This window comes from Streptomyces sp. NPDC021096 (assembly GCF_040641275.1).
In the GTDB taxonomy this organism is placed as follows: Bacteria; Actinomycetota; Actinomycetes; order Streptomycetales; family Streptomycetaceae; genus Streptomyces.
Map to the genome: position 1 here is coordinate 230,707 of NZ_JBFADG010000001.1, position 23,693 is coordinate 254,399.

At 73.5% G+C, this 23,693-nt stretch carries 23 protein-coding genes; 16 read left to right on the forward strand and 7 right to left on the reverse strand.

The window, feature by feature from the left end:
• The first annotated feature begins 133 nt into the window (after nucleotides 1–133).
• Together AB0G59_RS01095 and AB0G59_RS01100 are read left to right on the forward strand one after the other, a co-directional pair.
• Entirely contained in the window at nucleotides 134–997 is an 864-nt protein-coding gene (locus AB0G59_RS01095) for a PHP domain-containing protein (RefSeq protein WP_360906696.1), read from the forward strand.
• A gap of 164 nt (nucleotides 998–1,161) precedes the next feature.
• Nucleotides 1,162–1,767 carry a MarC family protein gene (locus AB0G59_RS01100; RefSeq protein ID WP_071964321.1) on the forward strand — a complete coding sequence of 202 codons (606 nt, stop codon included), beginning with the start codon at nucleotides 1,162–1,164 and terminating at the stop codon, nucleotides 1,765–1,767.
• Between the two features lie 74 nt (nucleotides 1,768–1,841).
• Here AB0G59_RS01100 and AB0G59_RS01105 read toward each other — a convergent pair whose 3' ends face one another.
• The gene (locus AB0G59_RS01105; RefSeq protein WP_177338129.1) at nucleotides 1,842–1,994 is read right to left on the reverse strand and encodes a hypothetical protein; all 153 of its coding nucleotides are present in this window, start codon (nucleotides 1,992–1,994) and stop codon (nucleotides 1,842–1,844) included.
• A 167-nt stretch (nucleotides 1,995–2,161) separates the two neighbouring features.
• Between AB0G59_RS01105 and AB0G59_RS01110 the strand changes: the two genes are divergently transcribed.
• Both AB0G59_RS01110 and AB0G59_RS01115 read left to right on the forward strand, forming a co-directional pair.
• Nucleotides 2,162–3,103, forward strand: coding sequence for an NYN domain-containing protein (locus tag AB0G59_RS01110; protein WP_360906699.1), 942 nt, complete (start codon nucleotides 2,162–2,164; stop codon nucleotides 3,101–3,103).
• 196 nt (nucleotides 3,104–3,299) lie between these two features.
• The gene (locus AB0G59_RS01115; protein WP_360906701.1) at nucleotides 3,300–4,082 is read left to right on the forward strand and encodes a VOC family protein; all 783 of its coding nucleotides are present in this window, start codon (nucleotides 3,300–3,302) and stop codon (nucleotides 4,080–4,082) included.
• 6 nt (nucleotides 4,083–4,088) lie between these two features.
• On the opposite strand, the gene AB0G59_RS01120 is transcribed toward AB0G59_RS01115, so the two are convergent.
• Complete coding sequence (locus AB0G59_RS01120) at nucleotides 4,089–4,949, reverse strand: alpha/beta fold hydrolase (protein ID WP_360906703.1); 861 nt, start codon at nucleotides 4,947–4,949, stop codon at nucleotides 4,089–4,091.
• A 111-nt stretch (nucleotides 4,950–5,060) separates the two neighbouring features.
• A complete protein-coding gene (locus AB0G59_RS01125) occupies nucleotides 5,061–7,559 on the reverse strand; it encodes a DEAD/DEAH box helicase (RefSeq protein WP_360906705.1) in 2,499 nt (832 codons plus the stop codon).
• A gap of 514 nt (nucleotides 7,560–8,073) precedes the next feature.
• Between AB0G59_RS01125 and AB0G59_RS01130 the strand changes: the two genes are divergently transcribed.
• The gene (locus tag AB0G59_RS01130) at nucleotides 8,074–8,820 is read left to right on the forward strand and encodes a ferritin-like fold-containing protein (RefSeq protein WP_071963264.1); all 747 of its coding nucleotides are present in this window, start codon (nucleotides 8,074–8,076) and stop codon (nucleotides 8,818–8,820) included.
• 65 nt (nucleotides 8,821–8,885) lie between these two features.
• Here AB0G59_RS01130 and AB0G59_RS01135 read toward each other — a convergent pair whose 3' ends face one another.
• From AB0G59_RS01135 to AB0G59_RS01150, 4 genes are all read right to left on the reverse strand, one after another.
• A complete protein-coding gene (locus tag AB0G59_RS01135) occupies nucleotides 8,886–9,164 on the reverse strand; it encodes a hypothetical protein (protein WP_177337866.1) in 279 nt (92 codons plus the stop codon).
• Between the two features lie 223 nt (nucleotides 9,165–9,387).
• The gene (locus AB0G59_RS01140) at nucleotides 9,388–9,615 is read right to left on the reverse strand and encodes a DUF3107 domain-containing protein (RefSeq protein WP_071963265.1); all 228 of its coding nucleotides are present in this window, start codon (nucleotides 9,613–9,615) and stop codon (nucleotides 9,388–9,390) included.
• 165 nt (nucleotides 9,616–9,780) lie between these two features.
• Entirely contained in the window at nucleotides 9,781–10,419 is a 639-nt protein-coding gene (locus tag AB0G59_RS01145; RefSeq protein ID WP_071963301.1) for a TetR/AcrR family transcriptional regulator, read from the reverse strand.
• 199 nt (nucleotides 10,420–10,618) lie between these two features.
• Nucleotides 10,619–10,837: a hypothetical protein gene (locus tag AB0G59_RS01150; protein WP_360906708.1), complete on the reverse strand. Its 219-nt coding sequence runs from the start codon at nucleotides 10,835–10,837 to the stop codon at nucleotides 10,619–10,621.
• 161 nt (nucleotides 10,838–10,998) lie between these two features.
• On the opposite strand from AB0G59_RS01150, the gene AB0G59_RS01155 reads away from it, so the two are divergent.
• The 11 genes from AB0G59_RS01155 to AB0G59_RS01205 all read left to right on the forward strand — a co-directional run bounded on the left by AB0G59_RS01155 (nucleotide 10,999) and on the right by AB0G59_RS01205 (nucleotide 23,682).
• A complete protein-coding gene (locus tag AB0G59_RS01155; protein ID WP_360906710.1) occupies nucleotides 10,999–11,994 on the forward strand; it encodes an alpha/beta hydrolase in 996 nt (331 codons plus the stop codon).
• The gene (locus AB0G59_RS01160) at nucleotides 11,987–13,375 is read left to right on the forward strand and encodes a DUF3152 domain-containing protein (RefSeq protein ID WP_360906712.1); all 1,389 of its coding nucleotides are present in this window, start codon (nucleotides 11,987–11,989) and stop codon (nucleotides 13,373–13,375) included. Before AB0G59_RS01155 ends, AB0G59_RS01160 begins: the two co-directional genes overlap by 8 nt.
• Nucleotides 13,376–13,440: 65 nt before the next feature.
• Complete coding sequence (locus tag AB0G59_RS01165) at nucleotides 13,441–13,533, forward strand: Ms4533A family Cys-rich leader peptide (RefSeq protein WP_360906714.1); 93 nt, start codon at nucleotides 13,441–13,443, stop codon at nucleotides 13,531–13,533.
• A 159-nt stretch (nucleotides 13,534–13,692) separates the two neighbouring features.
• Nucleotides 13,693–15,414 (forward strand): ABC transporter substrate-binding protein, encoded by a 1,722-nt coding sequence (locus AB0G59_RS01170; protein ID WP_360906716.1) that lies wholly within the window; start codon nucleotides 13,693–13,695, stop codon nucleotides 15,412–15,414.
• Entirely contained in the window at nucleotides 15,411–16,415 is a 1,005-nt protein-coding gene (locus AB0G59_RS01175; RefSeq protein WP_360906717.1) for an ABC transporter permease, read from the forward strand. The genes AB0G59_RS01170 and AB0G59_RS01175 overlap by 4 nt, the downstream gene beginning before the upstream one ends.
• The gene (locus AB0G59_RS01180; RefSeq protein ID WP_360906719.1) at nucleotides 16,412–17,401 is read left to right on the forward strand and encodes an ABC transporter permease; all 990 of its coding nucleotides are present in this window, start codon (nucleotides 16,412–16,414) and stop codon (nucleotides 17,399–17,401) included. Before AB0G59_RS01175 ends, AB0G59_RS01180 begins: the two co-directional genes overlap by 4 nt.
• Nucleotides 17,398–19,056 (forward strand): ABC transporter ATP-binding protein, encoded by a 1,659-nt coding sequence (locus AB0G59_RS01185; protein ID WP_360906721.1) that lies wholly within the window; start codon nucleotides 17,398–17,400, stop codon nucleotides 19,054–19,056. Before AB0G59_RS01180 ends, AB0G59_RS01185 begins: the two co-directional genes overlap by 4 nt.
• 155 nt (nucleotides 19,057–19,211) lie before the next feature.
• A complete protein-coding gene (locus AB0G59_RS01190) occupies nucleotides 19,212–20,753 on the forward strand; it encodes a DUF3492 domain-containing protein (protein ID WP_360906723.1) in 1,542 nt (513 codons plus the stop codon).
• Nucleotides 20,750–21,919, forward strand: a complete 1,170-nt coding sequence (locus AB0G59_RS01195) for a hypothetical protein (protein WP_360906725.1) — start codon at nucleotides 20,750–20,752, stop codon at nucleotides 21,917–21,919. Before AB0G59_RS01190 ends, AB0G59_RS01195 begins: the two co-directional genes overlap by 4 nt.
• An 81-nt stretch (nucleotides 21,920–22,000) precedes the next feature.
• Nucleotides 22,001–22,915: an NAD-dependent epimerase/dehydratase family protein gene (locus AB0G59_RS01200; protein ID WP_071963275.1), complete on the forward strand. Its 915-nt coding sequence runs from the start codon at nucleotides 22,001–22,003 to the stop codon at nucleotides 22,913–22,915.
• Nucleotides 22,912–23,682: a spherulation-specific family 4 protein gene (locus AB0G59_RS01205; RefSeq protein WP_360907538.1), complete on the forward strand. Its 771-nt coding sequence runs from the start codon at nucleotides 22,912–22,914 to the stop codon at nucleotides 23,680–23,682. Before AB0G59_RS01200 ends, AB0G59_RS01205 begins: the two co-directional genes overlap by 4 nt.
• Nucleotides 23,683–23,693: the final 11 nt, after the last annotated feature.

The window sequence follows — 23,693 nt, forward strand, 5'->3', positions numbered from 1 at the left end:
CGTTGTGCCCACCCTCCCCCATAGCCTGAACGGCATGGGGGTACCCCCATCGCCCAGCGGGACGATTGCCCACAACGCGGCCCGTTATCCTGAACCGGTCCTGTCTGTTCCGTTCGCTGTGGGGAGTCGTGTCGTGCGCATCGACCTGCACACCCACTCCACGGCCTCGGACGGTACGGACACCCCCGCCGAGCTGGTCCGCAACGCGGCCGCCGCCGGGCTGGACGTCGTCGCCCTGACCGACCACGACGGGGTCGGCGGCCACACCGAGGCCATCGCGGCCCTCCCCGCCGGGCTGACCCTGGTCACCGGCGCCGAGCTCTCGTGCCGGCTGAACGGCCCGGACGGCCTGAGCCTGCACATGCTGGCCTACCTCTTCGACCCCGCGGAGCCCGAGTTCGCGCGCGAGCGCGAGCTGGTCCGCGACGACCGCGAGCCCCGCGCCCGGACCATGGTCGCCAAGCTCAATGAGCTGGGCGTGCCCGTCACCTGGGAGCGCGTCGCCGAGCTCGCCGCGGGCGGCGCCGTGGGCCGGCCGCACGTGGCCAGCGCCATGGTCGAGCTCGGAGTGATCGACACGGTCTCCGACGCCTTCACCCCCCAGTGGCTCGCCGGCGGCGGCCGCGCCTACGCCGAGAAGCACGAACTGGACCCCTTCGAGGCGGTCCGCCTGGTCAAGGCCGCCGGCGGCGTCGCCGTGCTGGCGCACCCGATGGCACTGAAGCGCGGCCACTGCGTGCCCGAGAGCGCGATAGCCGAGCTGGCCTCCGCCGGACTGGACGGCATCGAGGTGGACCACATGGACCACGACGCCCCCACCCGGGCCCGGCTGCGCGGCCTCGCCGCCGAGCTCGGCCTGCTGACCACCGGCTCCAGCGACTACCACGGCAGCCGCAAGACGTGCCGCCTGGGCGAGTTCACGACCGACCCGGAAATCTACGGCGAGATCACCCGCCGCGCGACGGGCGCGTTCCCCGTCCCGGGCGCCGGCGGCTGACCGCCCCCTCACCCCCTGCCCGTACGGATGTCCTCGTACGGGTGACGGTGTGCGTACCCCCTCATCGCCGTTTCCGCGTACCGCACGCGGCCGGCCGTACGAGCCCGTCGTCACTCCCCCTGTTGTTCCGCTCCTGCTCGCACCACTCCCGCAAGGCCCTCACTGTGTTCGACATCGCTGTCTTCGGCTCCCTCTTCCTCACCCTGTTCGTGATCATGGACCCGCCCGGGATCACGCCGATCTTCCTGGCCCTCACCGCGGGCCGCCCCGCCAAGGTCCAGCGCCGCATGGCCTGGCAGGCGGCCGTGGTCGCCTTCGGCGTGATCACCGTCTTCGGCATCTGCGGCCAGCAGATCCTGGACTACCTGCACATCACGACCCCGGCGCTGATGATCGCGGGCGGTCTGCTCCTGCTGCTCATCGCCCTGGACCTGCTCACGGGCAAGTCGGAGGAGCCGACCCAGACGAAGGACGTCAACGTCGCGCTCGTGCCGCTGGGCATGCCGCTGCTGGCGGGCCCCGGTGCGATCGTCTCCGTGATCCTGGCCGTCCAGCACGCCGACTCCGTCGCCTCCCAGGTCTCCGTGTGGTGCGCGATCGCCGCGATCCACCTGGTGCTGTGGCTGGTCATGCGGAACTCGCTGCACATCATCCGGGTGATCAAGGACGGTGGTGTGGTGCTGGTGACGCGGCTCGCGGGCATGATGCTCTCCGCGCTGGCCGTGCAGCAGATCATCAACGGCATCACTCAGGTGATCGACGCCCACTGAGCCGGGCGCGACGAAGAACACCCCCGTACGGTGGTCCGTACGGGGGTGTTCTGTCTGTGGGTACGCGGTGGGCGTTACCGGACCGCGGATTCGGCCGGGCGGATGTAGATGCGCTGGCCTATCGAGGCGGCCTGCTGCACGATCCGGTTGACGGAGGCGGCGTCCACGACGGTGCTGTCGACGGCCGTACCGTCGACGTCGTCCAGGCGCATGATCTCGAAGCGCAAGGCTTCTCCCTTCGTCTGATCCTCCTGAGGAGAACTGTGAACAGTGACGCGCGCGGCGACGGTGCTGCGCGCGTTCCATACGTGTCCAACGAGGTGACCCCTACAAACATTCCCTACGCTAAAGAAATTTTTAACATGACTAACCACTGACTCCTGGTGAGAACTGCATGAACGACCCGAACCACCTGCCCGGCAGCACCCGCCGGGCCGACCTCACCGACCTCGCCGCCGGCATCGAACGCACCAATGAGCTGCTCACACGGGTGCTCGCCGAGGTCGCGACGACCCCCTCCACCCACGCGATCTTCGTCGACGCCGGCTACGCCTACGCCGCCGCGGGCCGCCTCGTCGCCGGCACCGAGGACCGGCGCGCCTTCGCCCTCGATGCGGAAGGACTGATCGAGGCCTTCATCGACAAGGCCCGCACGATCTTCCCCGACAGCCGGCTGCTGCGCGTCTACTGGTACGACGGCGCCCGCCGCCGCATCCACACCACCGAACAGCAGAGCATCGCCGAGCTCCCCGACGTCAAGGTCCGCCTCGGCAACCTCAACGCCAACAACCAGCAGAAGGGCGTCGACTCCCTCATCCGCACCGACCTCGAATCCCTCGCCCGCCACCGCGCCATCAGCGACGCGGTGCTCATCGGCGGCGACGAGGACCTCGTCTCGGCGGTCGAGGCGGCACAGGGCTACGGCGCCCGCGTCCACCTGTGGGGCATCGAGGCCGTCGGCGGGCGCAACCAGGCCGAACCGCTGCTGTGGGAGGTCGACAGCCAGCGCACCTTCGACCTCGAGTTCTGCCGGCCCTACGTCACGCGGCGCAGCAGCTACGAGCCCTTCGGTGAGGCCCCCGAACGGCCCGGCCCCGCCCCCTCCCGCGACGACGTGCGCTTCGTCGGCGCCCAGGTGGCGGCGCAGTGGCTGGGCTCGCGCGGCCGGGCCTCGCTCGCCGATCTGCTGCCCGGCCACCCGTACCTGCCCGGCACCGTCGACCAGGAACTGCTCGTGGAGGCGGAGGCGCTGCTCGGCCTGTCCCTGCGCGGCCACGCGGACCTGCGCCGCGCGCTGCGGGACGGCTTCTGGGACCACCTGAGCACCCAGTACTGACGCCGCCGACGGGCGCCGACCGGGTTGTACCCGCGACGAACCGGGCACGCCCCGCGCGTGCCGGAATGCGCGCGCGGGAAGCGAGTGGAACCCTGGCAGGGGGCGGGTCGCGGCGCGGCCGCACCGCCCCGGCGGACGGGCGCGCGGCCTCCCGCGGGATGCGCGGCACTGAGGAAAAGAAACGAGGCGATCGGCCATGTCGGCCTCCGACGGCGCAGGGCTGGGGCAGCCCTGCTGGGTGAGCCTGCTGACCGCGGACCTCTCCTCCGCGCAGGACTTCTACGGCGCGGTGCTGGGCTGGAAGTTCCGCCCCGGCTCCCTGGGCGAGGGCTTCGCCGTGGCGATCTCCGACGGCAAGCCCGTCGCCGGGCTGAGCGACATCGTCAGCCGCATGGGCCTGTCCGCCTCCTGGACCTCCTACTTCGCCGTCGCCGACGCCGACACGGTGGCCTCACGGGTCCGCGAGCGCGGCGGCACCGTCGCGGTCGGCCCCCTCGCGGTCGGCCGCGGCCGCGTCGTCCTGGCCGCGGACCCCGCCGGCGCCGTCTTCGGCTTCTGGGAGGGCAAGAACCTGCCGGGCTGGCGCATCGGCGCCGGCGCCGCGCCCGCGTGGCTGGAGCTGCGCACCCGAGACGCCTTCGCCGCGGCCATGTTCTACGGCGAGATCTTCGACTGGACCGTGGACCGGCCGGAGCGCCTCGAGGTCCGCTACGAGGACGACGCGGTGACGGTCCGCGCCGGCGAGCGCACCGTGGCCTGTCTGCGCGGCGGCGCCGTCGAGGCCGACCCCGACCCGCGCATCCGGCCGCGCTGGCACGTCTTCTTCCGCGTCGACGACGTCGAGAAGGCCGTGGAGGCCGCCCTCGCCAACGGGGGCGCGGTCGTCTCCGAACCCACCCACTCGCGCGTGGGCCGCGAGGCGACGCTGCGCGACCGCGAGGGCGCCCTCTTCACGGTCACCGTCAAGACGGGCTGCTAGCCGCCGTCAGACCGTCTCCCAGAAGCCGACGAGGGCCTCGGCCGTCGCGGCGGGCCGCTCGGCGTTGGGGGAGTGCCCCGCGCCCTGGACGACCGTGCGCCGCGCCGACAGCTCCTTCGCCATCGCGTCGATCTCCGGCACCGGCCAGGCGTAGTCCAGCGCCCCGGAGACGACGTGCTTGGGCAGCGCGACCCGCGCCAGCTCCGCGGTACGGTCCGGCTCGACGGTCAACTGCCGCCCGGTCGCCATGAGTTGCTCGGGGACGGTGCCCGTCCAGCGGCGGTGCAGGAACTCCGCGAGCGCCGGGGGAGTGTCGACGGCGTCCGCGCTCTCCGCGTCCTCGCGCCGCATCTCCTGCCACACGCTCTCCATGTCCAGCACCCCGAGGGCCTGGACCAGGCGCCGCGTACGGGCCTGCTGCGACGCGGAGATCGCGCCCGGACCGCTGCTCATCACCGTGAGGGAGCGGAACGGCGAGGCGTCGGTGAGCACCGCCGCCCGTGCGATCAGCCCGCCCAGCGAGTGCCCGAGCAGGTGCACGCCGCCGCCCTCGCCGTCCACGGCGGCCGCCTGCGCGAGGACGTCGAGCGCCAACTCGGCCTGCCCGTACGCGCTCTCGTCCCGCGGCCCCGGACTCTCGTGCTGCCCGCGCCCGTCCACGGCCACGACCCGGTACCCGGCCGCCGCCAGCGGCTCCAGCAGCGCGACGAAGTCCTCCTTGCTGCCGGTGAACCCCGGCACGAGCAGCGCCGTACCGCGCGGAGCGGCCCCGGGCCGGGCGTCGTGCACGGCGAACTCGCCGCGCTCGGTGGTCAGGAGGTACGCGCGTGCGCACGCGGGCAGGGTGAGGAAGGGCGGCTTGCTCATGCCACGAGGCTAACGCGACGTCGGACGGCGGCCGGACGGGCGGGTCGCCGATACGGCGACGGCCGGCCACCCCGTGGGATGACCGGCCGTCGCCGTGGTGCGGTGCCCCGCTTACGCCTCGGCCTTCTTGACCGTGCGCGTGCGCTTGGGCTTGGCCTCGGCCTCCGGGGCCGGGGCGGCGGCGACGGCCTTCTTGGCCACGCGGGTCCGCTTCGGCTTCGCCTCGGGCTCGCCCTCGGCCACCGGCGCGGCGGCCTTCTTGGCGGTACGGGTCCGCTTCGGCTTCTCCTCGGCGACCTCGACCGTCTCGACGGCCTTCTTGGCGCGGGTGCGCTTCGGCTTCTCCTCGACGGTCTCCGCGGTCTCGACGGCGGCGACGGCCTTCTTGGCGACGCGGGTGCGCTTGGGCTTGGCCTCGGCGGCCTCCGCGGTGTCGACGACGGCCTCGGCCTTCTTGACCGTGCGGGTCCGCTTCGGCTTCTCCTCGGCGACCTCGACAGCGGCCTCGACGGCCTTCTTGGCGCGGGTGCGCTTCGGCTTGGCCTCAGCGGTCTCCGCGGCGTCGACGGCGGCCACGGCCTCGGGGGCGGCGGCGGCCTTCTTGGCGACGCGGGTGCGCTTCGGCTTGGCCTCGGCGGCCTCGGCCTCCACCGGCTCGGCGGCGGCCTTGACGGTGCGGGTCCGCTTGGGCTTGGCCTCCACCGTCTCGGCGACCTCGACAGCGGCCTCGACGGCCTTCTTGGCGCGGGTGCGCTTCGGCTTGGCCTCGGCGGCCTCCGCGGTCTCGACGGCGGCCACGGCCTCGGGGGCGGCGGCGGCCTTCTTGGCGACGCGGGTGCGCTTCGGCTTGACCTCGGCCTCGGCCTCGGGGGCCGGCTCGACCGTCTCGACGGCCTTCTTCGCGGTACGGGTCCGCTTCGGCTTCGTCTCCACGGCCTCCACGACGGCCACCGTCTCGGCGGCCACCACGGGCGCCGTCTCCACGGCCGGCTCCGCCGCGCGGGCGGCCGGCACGGACACGGCGGGCTCGAGGACCTCGGTGGCCGTCACGGCCGCCGCCCGGTCCGCGCCACGGGTGCGGCGGCGACGCGTGCGGGCCGGGGCCTCCGGAGCGTCGGCCGGGGCCGGGGCGGCCTGCGCCTGCTCGGTCACGGGCGTCGCGGCGACGGCCGGGGCCGTGCCCGCACCGCTGCGCGTACGGCGGCGGCGACGCGGCCGGGCCGGCGTCTCCGGAGCGCCACCGGCCACGGGAGCGGCCTGCTCGCCGGAGCCGGCGACCGGGGTGCCCTCGGCGGACACCGGCGCGCCGTTGCGCGTACGACGGCGCTGGCGCGGGGTGCGCGCCGGGCGCTCCTCCTGGACGCGGTCACGGTCACGGTCCCGGCCACGGCTGTCACGGCCGCGGCCACCGCGGCCGCCCGGCTCGCCGAGGTCCTCGAGGACCTCCGCGTCGAGCCCGGCCAGGGTCCGCTCGTTGCGGGGCAGGATGCCCTTCGTGCCGGCCGGGATGCCCAGCGCCTCGTACAGGTGCGGGGACGTGGAGTACGTCTCCTCCGGCTCGTCGAACGGCAGCTCGAGCGCCTTGTTGATGAGCTTCCAGCGCGGGATGTCGTCCCAGTCGACCAGCGTGACGGCCGTACCCGACTTGCCCGCGCGGCCGGTGCGGCCGATGCGGTGCAGGTAGGTCTTCTCGTCCTCGGGGGTCTGGTAGTTGACGACGTGCGTGACGTCGTCCACGTCGATGCCGCGGGCGGCGACGTCCGTGCAGACCAGGACGTCGACCTTGCCGTTGCGGAAGGCGCGCAGCGCCTGCTCACGGGCGCCCTGGCCGAGGTCGCCGTGGACCGCGCCGGCGGCGAAGCCGCGGCGGGTGAGCTGCTCGGAGATGTCGGCGGCCGTCCGCTTCGTACGGCAGAAGATCATCGCGCGGTTGCGGCCCTCCGCCTGCAGGATGCGGGCGACCATCTCCGGCTTGTCCATGTTGTGGGCGCGGAAGATGTGCTGGGCGATGTTGGCGTGGGTCTGGCCCTCGTCGTCCGGCGAGGTGGCGCGGATGTGCGTGGGCTGCGACATGTAGCGCCGCGCCAGCGAGATGACCGCGCCCGGCATGGTGGCCGAGAACAGCATCGTCTGGCGCTTGGCCGGCAGCATCGTGATGATGCGCTCGACGTCGGGCAGGAAGCCCAGGTCGAGCATCTCGTCGGCCTCGTCCAGGACGAGCGCCTTGATGTGCGCCAGGCTGAGCTTCTTCTGGCCGGCCAGGTCGAGCAGGCGGCCCGGGGTGCCGACGATCACGTCGACGCCCTTCTTGAGCGCCTCGACCTGCGGCTCGTAGGCGCGGCCGCCGTAGATGGCCTGGACGCGGACGTTGCGGACCTTGCCGGCGGTCAGGAGGTCGTTGGTGACCTGCTGGCAGAGCTCACGGGTGGGGACCACGATGAGCGCCTGGGCGGCGTCGGTCAGCTGCTCGGGCTTCGCCCGGCCGGCCTCGACGTCCGCGGGGACGACGACCCGCTCCAGCAGGGGCAGGCCGAAGCCCAGCGTCTTGCCGGTGCCGGTCTTGGCCTGGCCGATGACGTCGGAGCCCGAAAGGGCGACCGGGAGCGTCATCTCCTGAATGGGGAACGGATTCACGATGCCGACGGCTTCGAGCGCTTCGGCGGTTTCGGACAGAATCCCGAGGTCTCGGAAAGTGGACAGAATCTTGCCTCTTCTGTGAGACGCGGCACGAGCGGCGAAGGGGGTCGTACGAAGGGAACGTACGGACCGCGCCGGTACAGAGCCGGTTGCCAGGAGCATCCGGGTGGCGCGGGACCACTGCCTTCGCTCGAGCGCACGTGCCGCGAGCGGATCCCTCCTGGTGTGCGTACGTCCCGTACGTACCGCGCGGAGGGCGGTCGGTTTTGTGGAAGCCGATCGGGCCACCGACCGGGCATCCGCTGCAGTCCTGAAGACAGGCCTCCAGAAGACACAGCATGAGTTCGGCCCGCCGAATACTCGGCTGGCCTATTAGCACTGTACCCCGGAAAGGCGCATGTGTGTCCGGACAATCCTGTGTCCGGATCGGGATGAACTGTCTGACCAGGGGGTTCGTCGTGTCGCGTGGCGGGCTATCGTTCGCTGCATGGAGACGTCCGACACGCCAGAGAACGCCAGCCCCGACGCCGGGGAGCACACCGGGATCGCCGCCCAGGACTGGGCCCACGCCTCCGCCGACCCGCAGTACCGTGCGGCCGTCGTCGACCTGCTCGGCGCCCTCGCCTACGGCGAGCTGGCCGCCTTCGAGCGGCTCGCCGAGGACGCCAAGCTGGCCCCCACGCTGGACGACAAGGCGGCCCTGGCCAAGATGGCCGCCGCAGAGTTCCAGCACTTCCAGCGGCTGCGGGACCGGCTGGAGGCCATCGACGCGCCGCCGACCGCCGCGATGGAGCCCTTCGCCGCCGCGCTGGACGAGTTCCACCGCCAGACCGCGCCCTCGGACTGGCTGGAGGGCCTGGTCAAGGCCTATGTGGGCGACTCGATCGCCAGTGACTTCTACCGCGAGGTCGCGGCGCGCCTGGACTCCGACACCCGCGCGCTGGTGCTGACCGTGCTGGACGACACCGGGCACGCGTCGTTCGCGGTCGAGAAGGTCCGCGCCGCGATCGAGGCCGAGCCGCGCGTGGGCGGCCGGCTCGCGCTGTGGGCGCGCCGGCTGATGGGCGAGGCGCTCTCGCAGGCGCAGCGCGTGGTCGCCGACCGCGACGCGCTCTCGACGATGCTGGTGGGCGGCGTGGCCGACGGCTTCGACCTCGCGGAGGTCGGGAAGATGTTCTCCCGGATCACCGAGGCGCACACCAAGCGGATGGCCGCGCTGGGCCTGGCCGCCTGACGACGTCGCGACACCGTGCGGCCCCGCCGGATCCCGGCGGGCCCCCGGTTCCCGGTGGGCCCGCCTCAAGCCGTGGCTGATCGGCGGGCCCGGCCGGCGGGGCGCAGCAGCAGCGAGAGCAGCGCGACGGCCACGCCCAGGGACACCGCCAGCGTGGCGACGACGTGGCCCGGGCCCAGCACGGAGTGCGCCAGCAGCGCGCCGAACAGCGCGGCGACCGGTCCGGTGGCGAGGGTCAGGGTGCGGGAACGGAACTGTCCGTAGCGCATGGGAAGCCAGCGCAGGGCTCCGTAGGAGACGGCGAGGCCGATGAGGACCGAGCCGAGCGCTTCCCAGAGGATCATGCTCATTCCCTCCCGTGAGGTGGCCGAGAAGCGGGGTGCAAATCGGTCGTAGCGGTCTTACCCCATGACCGATCCGGGCAACCCTCGTCGCTGATCCCGGTGTCGGCTACGACAGTCACACAGGAATGCCCCCTACGACAACGGCGGGGCCCCGGTGAATTCCACACCGGGGCCCCGCCGTTCATGTCCGGCCTCGGCCGGACATGTCGCGATCATCGCGTGATCACATCGCGCCGAATCCGACCTTGCGGACGGCCGGCTCGCCGATCTCCACGTACGCCAGCCGGTCGGCCGGGACCAGCACCTTGCGGCCGCGGTCGTCCTCCAGGCTCAGCAGCTGGGCCTTGCCGGTGAGGGCCTCGGCCACCGCGCGCTCTACATCCTCGGCAGCCAGCCCGCTCTCCAGAACGATCTCGCGGGGCGCGTGCTGCACGCCGATCTTGACCTCCACGGTCTGTCCCTCCGAAGGTGTGCGGTCCCCGTGGCGAAGCCCAGGGGAGGGGTGCGCGAACCATCCGCGCCGTACGTTCCACACATTAGCCCGGTACGGGGGCGAGCCGGGCCCCCGCCCGCACGCTCGCAGCGAACAGCCGACCGCGCGGGCGGGGGGCGGGGCTCAGTGCTGCTCGTGGGCGACCTTGGGGAAGCCCGCGATGCCGCGCCACGCCAGCGACGTCAGCAGCTGGACGGCCGTCTCGCGCGGGACCGTGCTCTCGCTGGAGAGCCAGTAGCGGGCCACCACCTGGGAGACGCCACCGAGGCCCACGGCCAGCAGCATGGCCTCGTCCTTGGACAGGCCGGTGTCCTCGGCGACCACGTCGCTGATCGCCTCGGCGCACTCCAGCGAGACCCGCTCGACGCGCTCGCGCACGGCCGGCTCGTTGGTCAGGTCGGACTCGAAGACGAGGCGGAAGGCGCCGCCCTCGTCCTCCACGTACGCGAAGTAGGCGTCCATGGTGGCCGCCACGCGCAGCTTGTTCTCGGAGGTGGACGCGAGCGCGGTGCGGACGGCCTGCAGGAGGTTCTCGCAGTGCTGGTCCAGCAGGGCCAGGTAGAGGTCGAGCTTGCCCGGGAAGTGCTGGTAGAGCACCGGCTTGCTGACGCCCGCGCGCTCGGCGATGTCGTCCATCGCCGCCGCGTGGTACCCCTGGGCCACGAAGACCTCCTGGGCCGCGCCCAGGAGCTGGTTGCGTCGGGCTCGGCGCGGCAGGCGCGTGCCTCGCGGGCGCGCCTCGGTCTGCTCGATGGCTGTCACGCCGCCTCCCATGATTGTTCCGTGCACGGTGTGCACCGCGCCCGCCATCGTACTTTTGGGTAACCGGGCCGTGCGTGGTCGGAGCGGAGAATTTCACGGACCGGACGCTGTGGGAAGTCGACAAACGCCTCAATCCGTACATGAGTGCCCGGCGCCGTCCCGGCCGTGACGGCCGCGCCGGCCCGTCCTGGGTCGCGCCTCAGCGATAGTCGTCCTCGTCCAGTTCCACCACGCGGGCCTGCTCGGCGCGGTCGGCCTCGTTCGACTCGTCGGGGTGGGTCTCGGACATCGGGTCGTCTCGGTGGGGGGCGATGTCGGCGTGCTGCTCCGCGGCGTCGGCCTCGGGGGCCTCGACGTCGATCTCCGTGACGTCCGCCTCTTCCTCGAAGGTTTCCGGATCGGTCGGGTCGACAGGCATGCGGGATCCCTTCCAGCATCCAGTGTGGCGCCCTCGTACTCGCCCTCGTACTCCTTGGTAGTCCCTCATGAGCAGCCTAGGAGACGGCGCCGGGTATCGCCAGGCGATCTGTGACCGCCACCACAAAGGTTCGGACGTGATCGTCTCGTAACATTGCCCGCATGTCTTCGACCGAGTCGCCGGACGCACGCGCCGTGCCCGTCGTGCCGCCCACGCGCTCCTCGCGGGTCAGCCGGGGCGAGAAGCTGCGCACGGTGACGCTGCCCGGCCTCACGCTGACCGTGCGCTCCCGGCCGCCCGCCGACGCCCCCGGCGAGGCTCTGCCGCCGGCCCTGTTCGTCCACGGCCTCGGCGGCTCCTCGCAGAACTGGTCCGAGCTCATGGAGCGGCTCGCGGGCGTCGTCGACGCCGAGTCGCTCGACCTGCCTGGCTTCGGCGACGCGCCGCCGCCCGAGGACGGCGACTACTCCATCACCGGCTACGCCCGGGTGATCATCCGCTATCTCGACGCCGCCGGCCGCGGCCCCGTCCACCTCGTCGGCAATTCGATGGGCGGCGCCGTCGTCACCCGCGTCGCCGCCGTCCGGCCGGACCTGGTCCGTACGCTCACGCTCGTCTCGCCCGCCCTGCCCGAGCTGCGCCCGCAGCGCACGGCGGTGCCCACCGCGCTGCTCGCCGTGCCGGGCGTCGTCTCCTTCTTCGCCCGGGCGACCAGGGACTGGACCCCCGAGCGCCGCACCCGCGAGGTGCTCGCCCTCTGCTACGGCGACCCCTCGCGGGTGACGTCCGAGGGGTTCGCCCTGGCGGCCGCGGAGTACGAGCGGCGGCTGGAGCTCCCTTACTTCTGGGAGGTCATGGCCCGCTCGGCGCGCGGCATCGTCGACGCGTACACACTCGGCGGACAGCATTCGCTGTGGCGCCAGGCGGAGAAGGTCCTTGCCCCTACTCTGCTCGTGTACGGAATGCGCGACCAGCTCGTCTCCATCCGTATGGCCCGCCGCGCGAGCAAGGCATTCCGCGACTCGCGGCTGCTGACGCTTCTCGAGGCGGGTCATGTCGCGATGATGGAGGACCCGGACGCGGTGGCTCGCGCCTTCCGGGCACTGCTCGCGGATACCGCCACGACATCTGAACGGAGCGCCCCGCCCCGTGGGTAAACACAGCGCACGCGCCGACCGGGCCCCTCGCGGGTCCGCCGCTGCCGCCGCCCCCGGTACGGGCCGCCGCCGCGCCCCCGACGGCGGCCCCGCCGCGCACGGCCGGGCCGGCCCCGAGGCCTCCGCCGTGCCGGGTCCGGGCACGGGGCGCAGGCGCGGTGCCGCCTCCGGTGCCGACGCCGCCGAGCTGGCGGCCGACTTCGACGCGGGCTTCGGCCCCGACTACGACGCCGGGTACAGCGCGGGTCTGGGCGCGGGCTCCGGCCGGGAGGAGTCCGCCCGGCCCTCCGCCCGCGGCGGCCACCCCGAGCAGCGCGACCCGGTGCTCGGCTGGGGCGTCATCGGCGCGCAGCGCGCACAGACGCCCGGTACCGTCCCCGCCGCACCCGCCGGGCCCACGTACTCCGCCACCGGGTATCTCTCCGGCAGTGCTTCCGACGGCGACGCCGTCACCCACACCCGGGTGCCCATGCCGACCGGCTCCGGCCGACGCCCCGCCCCGGCGGGCGGCGCACCCCGGGGCCCCCGCGCCGCGGCCCGCGCCGAGGCCCGCGGCTCCGGCAGGCGGCTGGCGCGGACCGTGACGGGAGTGGCCGCCGCCCTGGTGACGGCCGTGCTGGCCGTCACGGTGGCGGGGCAGGTGCAGGACGGCGCGGACGGCAAGGCCCAGGCGCACTCCGCGGACGTGGGCAAGCGCCCGGGCGCGGACACCGCCTCCCGCTCCGACAGCAGGCCCACGCCCAACGGCGGTGCCGAGGTCCCCGTCACGTACGAGCAGAAGATGGCGAAGAAGTACCCGCTGGAGGCGAAGGCGGGGGGCTCGGGCGACTTCGAGGCCGTGGGCGGCGAGGACAAGGCCCCCGGAAAGGGTGAAGTCCTGCGCTACCGCGTTGACGTGGAGAAGGGGCTCCCGCTCGACGGCACCCTCTTCGCCGACGCCGTGCACCGCACACTCAACGACGAGCGCAGCTGGGGCCACGGCAAGAAGCGCACCTTCGAGCGCGTCTCCTCCGGCGACACCGACTTCGTGGTCACCCTCGCCAGCCCCCGCACGACGGCCACCTGGTGCGCCAAGTCCGGCCTGGACACCACCGAGGACAACGTCTCCTGCGACTCCGCCGCCACCGACCGCGTCATGATCAACGCCTATCGGTGGGCGCAGGGCTCGCAGACCTTCGGCGACGACATGCACGCCTACCGGCAGATGCTGATCAACCACGAGGTCGGTCACCGGCTCGGCCGCGACCACGAGTCCTGCAGCGCGGACGGCGCCCTGGCGCCGGTGATGATGCAGCAGACGAAGTTCCTGACGACGGACGGAAAGACCTGCCGCCCCAACGCCTGGCCCTACCCGGAGCCTGATCCACTTCCCACGTCCTGAGACGATGCGTCTCCGTATGTGAGACACCTTTGCCACGGGCCGAAAATTCGTTCAGTGTTCTGCGCATGTCGCACCCCCACGCCTCCGAGATCGCCGGCTTCGAGCTGGCGCTGATCGGCGTGGCCGTGCACGCAGTCGCCGACATCCTCTGTCGCTGAGACCGCCCTTCCCCCGCGCCCTTGCGCGCTGCCCGGCAGCGTCGCGTCCGCCGGGGGCGGTCCGGCGCTCGTCCGCGCTTCTCCCCAACCGCCTTCGCGGGTGCTTCCTGCTCCCTTCCTTCGGTTCACCGTCGCATTCCGCGAAAGGCATTACCTGTCATGCGTCACATGTCCGTCATATCCCGTCGGGTGGCCGCTGCCGCCGTCAGTGTGGTCCTGGTCGGCGGCGCAGCGGCGTGCGGCCCGGAGAAGAGCGGCGGTGACGCCGGCGGCGGCGCCGACGGCGCGCCCAAGAAGGGCGGCACGCTCACGGTCCTCAACCGGGCGCCGCAGAAGCAGTTCGACCCCGCGCGCCTGTACACCTCCGGCGGCGGCAACATCCCCTCGCTCGTCTACCGCACCCTCACCACCCGCAACCGCGAGAACGGCGCCGAGGGCACCAAGGTCGTCCCCGACCTCGCCACGGACACCGGCACGCCCAGCGACGACGCCAAGACCTGGACGTACAAGCTCAAGGACGGGCTGAAGTACGAGGACGGCTCGCCCATCACCGCCGCCGACATCAAGTACGGCGTCGAGCGCTCCTTCGCCGCCGAACTCTCCGGCGGCGCCCCTTACTTGCGCGACTGGCTCATCGGCGGCGACAGCTACCAGGGCCCCTACAAGGAGAAGAAGGGCCTCGACTCCATCGAGACGCCCGACGAGAAGACGATCGTCTTCAAGCTCAAGAAGTCCGAGGGCGACTTCCCCTACTTCGCCACCTCCACCCAGTTCGCCCCCGTGCCCAAGGCCAAGGACACCGGCGCCAAGTACGCCGAACGCCCGGTCTCCTCCGGCCCGTACAAGGTCGTCAAGAACGTGGGCGACGGCGAGCAGCTGAGCCTCGAGCGCAACCCCCACTGGTCCGAGGAGACGGACAAGGAGCGGCACGCCTACCCCGACCGGATCGAGGTGAAGTCGGGCCTGTCCCCGGCGGTCATCAACCAGCGGCTGTCCACGGGCTCCGGCGCCGACGCCGCCGCGGTGACCACCGACACCAACCTCGGCCCCGCCGAGCTCGCCCAGGTCACCGGCGACAAGAAGCTCGCCGGCCGGGTCGGCACCGGCCACTTCGGCTACACCAACTACCTGGCGTTCAACCCCAAGGCCAAGCCCTTCGACGACCCGAAGGTGCGCGAGGCGATCTCCTACGCGATCAACCGCACCAGCGTCGTCAACGCCGCCGGCGGCTCCTCGCTCGCCGAGCCCGCGACGACCTTCCTGCCCAACCAGAAGTCCTTCGGGTACACCGCCCACGACCACTTCCCGGCGGGCGCCAAGGGTGACGCCGCCAAGGCCAAGGAGCTGCTGAAGCAGGCCGGTCACGAGGACGGCCTGGAGATCACCCTCACCCACTCCACCGCCCAGAACGCCGAGACCAGCCCCGAGATCGCCACCGCGATCCAGGCCGCGCTCAAGGACGCCGGGATCAAGGTCAAGCTCGAGGGCCTGGAGGACAACGACTACGAGGAGAAGGTCCACAGCGTCGACAAGCAGCCCGGCCTCTTCCTCGCCCACTGGGGTGCCGACTGGCCCTCCGGCGGCCCCTTCCTCGCGCCGATCTTCGACGGCCGGCAGATCGTCAAGGACGGCTACAACTTCAACGCCTCCCGCCTCGACGACTCCAAGGTCAACGACGAGATCGACGAGATCAACAAGATCACCGACCATGACGCGGCCGCTCAGCGCTGGGGCGCCCTGGACAAGAAGATCGGCGAGCAGGCCCTGACCGTGCCGCTGTTCCACCCCGTCTACAAGCGCCTCTTCGGCAAGGACGTCAAGAACGTCGTCATCAGCGACTGGACCGGTGTCCTCGACGTCTCGCAGGTCGCGGTCAAGTGACCACGGACCTCCTCCTCACCCAGGAACCGGAGGCGGGAGCCGCTCCCGCCTCCGGCGCCCGGCAGGTCTGGCGGCGGCTGAGGGCGCGCAAGTCCGCGCTCGCGGCCGCCGCCGTACTGGGCCTGCTCGTCGTCCTCGCCCTCGCCGCGCCCCTGCTGGCCGCGCTCGAGGGCCAGGACCCGAACACCTACCACGACACCCTCGTCGACTCCGCGCGCGGCGGTGTGCCGTTCGGCGACTTCGGCGGCATCAGCGCCGAGCACTGGCTGGGCGTGGAACCGGGCACCGGCCGCGACATGTTCGTACGACTGCTGTACGGCGCCCGCGTCTCGCTCGTCGTCGCCCTCGGCGCCACCCTCGTCCAGGTGCTGATCGGCGTCGGCGTGGGCCTGGCGGCCGCGCTCGGCAACCGCTTCGTCGACAGCGCGCTCAGCCACGTCACCGACGTCATGGTCGCCATGCCGATGCTCGTCTTCGCCATCGCCCTGATGGCCGTCGTCCCGGCCGACTTCCCGCGCCCGGTGCTGCTCGTCATCGCCATCGGCCTGCTGGCCTGGGGGCCCATGGCCCGGCTCGTGCGCGCCCAGACCCTTAGCCTCAAGAAGCTCGACTTCGTCTCGGCCGCCCGGCTGACCGGAGGCTCGACCTGGCGGGTGGCCCGGCGCGAACTGCTGCCCTCGCTCGCCGCGCCCGTGATCACCTATGCGGCCATCCTGCTGCCGAGCAACATCGTGCTCGAGGCGAGCATGTCCTTCCTCGGCGTCGGCGTGAAGCCCCCGACCCCCTCCTGGGGCCACATGCTCTCCACGGCCACCACCTGGTTCCGCGCGGACCCCATGTACGTACTGCTGCCCGCGCTCATGCTGTTCGTCACCACGCTCGCCTTCACCGTCCTCGGCGACGGGGTGCGCACGGCGCTGGACCCGCGCGAGGCCTCACGGCTCAAGGTCGGCAGGGACCGGCGCAAGGCCCCGGTACAGGGCGCGGGAGGCGCGGCATGACCGGATACCTGCTGCGGCGCGCCCTCGGCGCACTCGTCGTCGTCCTCGTGCTCTCCGCCGTCGTCTACGCGACCTTCTACATCGCCCCCGGCGACCCCGCGCGCCTGGCCTGCGGCCCGCGCTGCAACCCGGAACAGATCAGCCAGGTCCGCGAGCAGCTCTCCCTGAACGACCCCGTGTACGTGCAGTACTGGCACTTCCTGCAGGGCATCGTCACCGGGCACGACTACTCCACCGGCGCCGGCGTCCTGCACTGCGACGCGCCCTGCTTCGGCCTGTCGTACCAGAACAACCAGCAGGTCACCGACATGCTCGTCGAGCGGCTGCCCGCCACCGCCTCCCTCGCGGTCGGCGCCATGGCCGTGTGGCTGCTGCTGGGGACCGCCACCGGCCTGCTCTCCGCGCTGCGGCGCGGCGGGATCACCGAACGCGTCCTGACGTGGCTCACCCTCGCCGGAACGGCCACGCCGGTCTTCATCAGCGGCCTCGGCCTGCTGATGCTCTTCTGCGCCTACCTGGCCTGGCTGCCCTTCCCGACCTACGTGCCGCTCACCGACGACCCCGAGCAGTGGGCCTGGAACATGCTGCTGCCGTGGGCCGCGCTCGGACTGCTGGAGTCGGCGAAGTACGCCCGGCTGACGCGCAGTTCGCTGCTGGAGACACTGGCCGAGGACCACATCCGCACCTTCCGCGCCTACGGCGTCGCCGAACGCTCGCTCATCGGGCGGCACGCGCTGCGGGGCGCCGTCGCCCCCGTCATCGCGCTGACGGCGGCCGACTTCGGGTCGATGTTCGGCAACGCGGTACTCACCGAGATGATGTTCGGCCTGCCCGGGATCGGGCAGCTGCTGGTGCACGCCACCACGAGCCTCGACCTGCCCGTGGTCGTCGCCGTGGTCGTGGTCACCGGCACCGCCGTCGTCGTCGCCAACATCGTGGCGGACGTGCTCTACGCCGTCGCCGACCGAAGGGTGGCCCTGCGATGACGAACCGGTCCCTGGTCGCGGTGGACGGCCTGACCGTCGCCTTCCCGGCCGGCCCCGGCGCGGGCGACGGTCTCGTACGGGCCGTCGACGGCCTGTCCTTCACGCTCCCGCCCGGCGGGTCCCTCGGCATCGTGGGCGAGTCCGGCTCCGGCAAGTCCACGGCCGCGTACGCGCTGCTGGGCCTGCACCGGGGCACCGGCGCCCACGTCACCGGCTCGGTGACCGTCGCCGGCCACGACGTGACGGCCGCCGGCGAGGCGGAACTGCGCCGGCTGCGCGGGGGAGCGGCGGCCATGGTCTTCCAGGACCCGCTCTCCTCCCTCGACCCCTACCAGGCCGTCGGCGACCAGATCGCCGAGGTCTACCGCGTCCACCGCAAGGACGCCTCCCGCCGGGCCGCCCGCGCCCGCGCGACCGAGGTGCTCGACCGCGTCGGCATCCCGGACGCCGCCCGCCGGGCCCGCTCCCGCCCGCACGAGTTCAGCGGCGGCATGCGCCAGCGCGCCCTCATCGCCATGGCCCTGGCCTGCGAACCCCGCCTGCTGGTCGCCGACGAGCCCACCACCGCCCTCGACGTCACCGTCCAGGCCCAGATCCTCGGCCTGCTGCGCGAGCTGCGCGCCGAGACCGGCATGGGCCTGATCCTGGTCACCCACGACCTGGGCGTGGCGGCCGGCAGCGTCGACGAACTGCTGGTGATGAAGGACGGGCGGGCCGTCGAGCACGCGCCGGTCCACGAGGTGCTCGACGCACCGCGCGAGACCTACACCCGCGACCTGTTGGCGGCCGTCCCGCGCGTAAACGTCCGCCGCGAGGGAATCCGCACGCCCACCGGTGACGACACCGTGCTCCTCGAAGCCGCCGGTCTGCGCCGGGAGTTCGGGCGCGGCAAGCGGGCCGTGACCGCCGTGGACGGGGTGTCGCTGACCGTACGGGCCGGCGAGACCGTCGGTGTCGTCGGCGAGTCCGGCAGCGGCAAGACCACGCTCGGCCGGATGCTGGTGCGGCTGCTGGAGCCCACCGGCGGCGAGCTGCGCTACCGCGGCCGCGACATCGGCGGCCTGAAGGAGCGTGAGCTGCGGTCCTTCCGCAGCGAGCTGCAGATGGTCTTCCAGGACCCCGTCTCCTCGCTCAACCCCCGGCGCAGCATCGGCGAGTCCATCGCCGACCCGCTGCGGGCCGCCGGAAAGCTGGGAGAGGCTCAGATCACCGCCCGCGTAAGGGAACTGCTCGAGCGCGTGGGGCTCGACCCCGGGTCCTACCACCGCTACCCGCACGAGTTCAGCGGCGGCCAGCGCCAGCGCGTGGGCATCGCCCGCGCCCTGGCGCCCGAGCCGAAGCTGATCGTCTGCGACGAGCCCGTCTCCGCGCTGGACGTCACCACGCAGGCGCAGGTCGTGCGGCTGCTGGGCGAGTTGCAGCGGGACCTGGGGCTGGCGCTGGTCTTCATCGCCCACGACCTCGCCGTCGTGCGCCAGGTCAGCGACCGGCTGATCGTCATGCGCGGCGGGAAGATCGTGGAGGAGGGCCCGGCGGACGCCGTCTACGAACGGCCCCGGCACGCCTACACCCAGGGCCTGCTGGCCGCCGTGCCGGTGCCCGAAGCCCCCCGCGGCCCGGCCGCGGACACCGCCCGCAGGAGCCCCGCCGCATAGCGCGATCTAACGCCCCATCTGCGGGAAAGTCACTCCCGTTCACCCCTTCCGGTGGCGCGACGGACAACCGTCCGCCGCGCCACCGGGAAGCGCGCATAGCGTGCTCCCCGCTGCCGTAACGGCGGCTGCCGACAAGGGAGAACGGGGGTGCGTTCGTGCGTGTGGGACTGCTTTCCGAGGGCGGGTATCCGTACGCCGCCGGCGAGGGCGGGGAGTGGTGCGACCGCTTGGTGCGCGGGCTCGGCCAGCACGACTTCGAGCTCTACGCCCTGAGCCGCAGCGCCCGCCAGGAGGACAGCGGTTGGCACGCGTTGCCGGGCAACGTCCGCCGGGTACGGGCGGCACCCCTGTGGGGCGGCCCCGCACCCGGCTGCGCGGGACGCGCCTACGGCTCGTACGGGCGCGACCAGCGGCGGCGGTTCGGCGCGCACTTCGGGGACCTCGCCGCGGCCATCACCTTGCCGGGCGACCAGGCGTACCGTTTCACCGACGGCCTCAACGGACTCGCCGACCTCGCCCGCGACGAAGGGGGCCTCGCGGCCGCCCTCCGCTCCGAACTCGCCCTGCGCGCTCTGGAGACGGCCTGCCGCGCACCCGGCGCCCACCCCGCCGTCTACGGCACCCGCGTCACCGACCTCCTCGTCGTCTCCGGACTCCTCGAGCGGGCCCTGCGCCCCCTCTCCCTCGACTGGTACGGCACCGCCGACGGCGACCGGGGCCTGGCCGCCGTCGACCTCTGCCACGCCACCTCCGCCGGACCCGCCGCCCTCCCGGGCCTGCTGGCCAAACGCTTCTTCGGAACCCCCCTGCTCGTCACCGAGTACGAGGTCCGGCTGCGCGAGTACTACCTGGCCGGCGACGAGGGCCTCTCCGTATCCGTACGGACCCTGCTGTCCGCCTTCCACCGGCAGCTGGCCGCCCGGATCTACGCCGAGGCCGCCGTGATCACCGCCGGCGACGGACAGGGCCGCCGCTGGCAGGAGCGGTGCGGAGCCGACCGCTCCAGGCTGCGCACCGTCCACCCCGGCATGGACGCCAGCCTCTACGAAACCGTCGGCGAAGGCGACGGCCGGGGACCCGCCGCCGACGACGGCCTGACCCTGGTGTGGACCGGCGGATCCGTCGAACCCCATCTGTGGGAGGCCCTGGCCCTCGTGCGCGACGCCGAACCGGGCGTACGGCTGAGGATCGTCGGAGCGCCACCGGACTCCGTCGACGGGCCCGAAGGAGTCACCTTCGGACCGGCCTGCGGCCCCGAGGACTACGCCGCGGGCAGCGTCGTCGCCCTCTCCGGCGCCCCCGACGGCTTCCCCACCGCCCTCGCCGAGGCGATGTTCTGCGCCCGCGCCACCGTCTCACCGGACGTCGGCGCCGTCCGCGAAGTCATCGGAGGCACCGGCCTGATCGTCCCCCCGCGCGACGCGGCCGCCCTCGCCGAGGCCTGCCTGACGCTGCTGCGCGACCCCGAACGCAGGGCCCGGCTCGGCGCCGCCGCCCGCGCCCGCGCCCTCGAACTCTTCACCGTCGAGCAGAACGTCTCCGCCTTCGGGGCCGTCTACCTCGAAGTCCTCTCCCGCGCCCCCGTCCAGCACACCGCCCCCGACCCCTCCGTCCCCTTCTCCCACGCCGCCGGCGCCCAGCCGCCGCTGTCGGTGTCCCCGCGCTCCGCCTCTCCCACGTGGGCAGGGCGCCCATGACCACATCGCTGCGCCCCGCCGGCGCCCCCGCGGCCCCCGTCGGCATAGCCGCGACCCGGACGGACGCGGCGTGCGCGGACGCCACGCACACCTCCACGGACGACAGCCGCCCGGCCGACCCCGTGAAGGCCCTCATGCGCCGTCACCACGCGCTGTGCGCCGGCGCCGTCCACCCGCTGGAGATCGCCGCGGTCCTGGAGAAGCACGGCATCGGCGACCGCGTCGCGGCCGAGTACCGCCACCGCGACGTGTTCTCCCTCGCGGAGGAGCTCCACGCGCGCGTGGAGCGCCACGAGGACCCGTACGCCCCGCCGGCGCCCGGCCCGTCCGACGCCGGCCGGGCCGGGCGCGAGCTCCGGCCCGGCGCCTGCGCCGCGCTGAGCGGCGGCTGGGGGGCCACCGGCTCGCTGGCCTGGCTCTGGCTGCTCGGCTACGCCCTCGCCGGCGACTGGGCCGTCACCCTGCTGCTGCACGGCCGCCGGGGACTGCCCGCGCACGTGCTCGTGGCCGTCGCCGTCACCGCGGCCGCCCCCACCGCGCTCGCCCTGGCCTGCGCGGTCGCCCCCGCGGCCTGGTGCGCCCACTGGTTCACCGCCCGGGCCCGCCGGCTGCTCGCGGCGAGCCGGGGACTCGCCGAGTTCGGCCGGCAGGTACGGCCGGCGCTGCTGGTGGCGGTGGTGCTGTTCCTCGGCGCCCTGCTGGGCTTCCTGTGGCCCGCCCGCACGGCCCTGCCGGCGGGCGGCCCGCTCGGCGCCCCCACCCCGCCCGCCCTGGCCTACACCGCGCTGGCCGCGCTCGGCGGCCTGTTCTTCCTCGCCCGGCTGCTCGCCGCACACGGCCTGGCCAGGGCGGCCGTCGCCGCCACCCTCGCCGCCGCCGTGGCCGAGGCCGTACCGCTCGGCACCCTCCTCGCAGCACGGCTGCCCGGCTGCGAGGCCCTGCGGTGGCCCGTCGGCTGGGCGGCGGGCGCCTTCGGGCCGGCCGCCATACCGCTCGTCGCCTGCGCCCTGCCGGCCCTCGCCCTGCTGGCCCACGCCGTCCCCGCGCTGTCCCGGGCCTCGGTCCACGGACACGCGGACGCCCCGCACGCGCCCCGTCCCGCCGTTCCCGTCCGCCTGGGGGCCCCACCCGTGCCCGACGCACAGGGGAAAGCCCTCGCCCGGTGACCACACACCTGTCCAGAGGAGAGCAAGGAAGATGACCGTTCACCCCCTCAGCACCACCGGGCGAGAGCGAGGGCACGACCGATGAGAGTCCTGCTGCTCGGCGCCAACGGCTACCTCGGCCGGTTCGTGGCCGACCGGCTGCTCGCCGACCCCGCCGTCCAGCTGACCGCGCTGGGCCGCGGCGACGACGCGGACGTCCGCTTCGACCTCGCCAGCGGCAGCCCCGGCGCGCTCACCCGCTTCCTCAACGCCGTCCACCCCGGCGTCGTGATCAACTGCGCGGGCGCCACCCGGGGCGGGGCCCGCGAGCTGACCCGGCACAACACCGTCGCCGTCGCCACGATCTGCGAGTCGCTGCGCCGCAGCGGCTGCGGCGCACGCCTGGTGCAGGTGGGGTGCTCCTCGGAGTACGGGCCCTCCCAGCCCGGCTCCTCCACAGCCGAGGACGCGGTGCCGCGCCCGGGCGGCCCGTACGGGGTGAGCAAGCTCGCCGCCACCGAGCTGGTGCTGGGCTCGGGCCTGGACGCCATCGTGCTGCGCGTCTTCTCGCCGGTCGGACCGGGCACCCCCGCCGGGTCGCCGCTCGGCCGGCTCGCGGAGGCCATGCGGCGGGCCATGCAGAGCGGCGACAGCGAACTCAAGCTCACCGGCCTCGGCGTGCAGCGCGACTTCGTCGACGTCCGCGACATCGCCCGCGCCGTCCACGCGGCCTCCCTGTCCGCCGCGCAGGGCGCCGTCAACATCGGTACCGGGCGGGCCGTGCGGCTGCGCGACGCCGCGACCCTCCTCGCCCGCGTGGCCGGCTTCGGCGGCGCCCTGCACGAGCTCGACGACCCGCACCTGGGCAGCCCGCCCGCCTACCCCTACCCGGACGGCTGCGGCGGCTGGCAGCAGGCCGACGTGCGCACCGCCCGGGACCGGCTCGGCTGGCGCCCCCGCATCGGCCTGGAGGAGTCGCTGGCCGACATCTGGATGGAGGCGGCGTGTCGTATCTGATCTCCTCGGGCCACCGCCGCGCCCTCGCCGCACGCAAGGCCCCGCTCCGCCTCGCCGTGCCGGGCTTCGCCCACCCCCTGGTCGCCCCCGCCGAATGGGGCGGCCTCCAGCGGGCCGGACTCCCGCTGGACTGGGTGGTGCTGGGGAGCAGCTCCCTGCGGGAGTCCGGGGGCCGGGCCGGCGGCCCCGGCTTCCGCCAGGACCCGTACTGGCTGTCCGCCGCCGTACCCCTGCGGACGTCAGGCGTCCGGGTGCTGGGCCACCTGGACGCGGGGTTCGGCGAGCGCCCTTTCGGTGAACTGCTCTCGGACGCGCAGCGCTTCCTCAACTGGTACCGGGTGGACGGTTTCGCGCTGGGCCGCTGCCCCTCCGACGCCGAGGGGCTGGGGGAGATCCGGCGCGTGACCGGTGCGCTGCGCACCCTGCTCGACGGGGCCCACGTGGTGCTGGTGCACGGCCGGCACCCCTGCTCCGGATACGCCGCCCTCGCCGACCAGTTGGTGACCTACGCCGGACCGTGGTCCGGCTACCGCTGGTCCCAGGCCCCCGAGTGGACCGCCGAGCACCCGCCCGGGCGCTTCTGCCACCTCGTGCACGGCGTGCCGCGCGACCGCCTCGACGAGGCGCTGCGCATCGCCCGCTGGCAGGGCGCGGGCACCATCTACTTCACGGACCGTACGGACCATGACGAAGTGGACCCCTGGGAGTCCCTGCCCGGCTACTGGGACGAGATCGTCTCGCGCATCGGACCTGGTGTCTCGGAATGAGACGGGGCGTG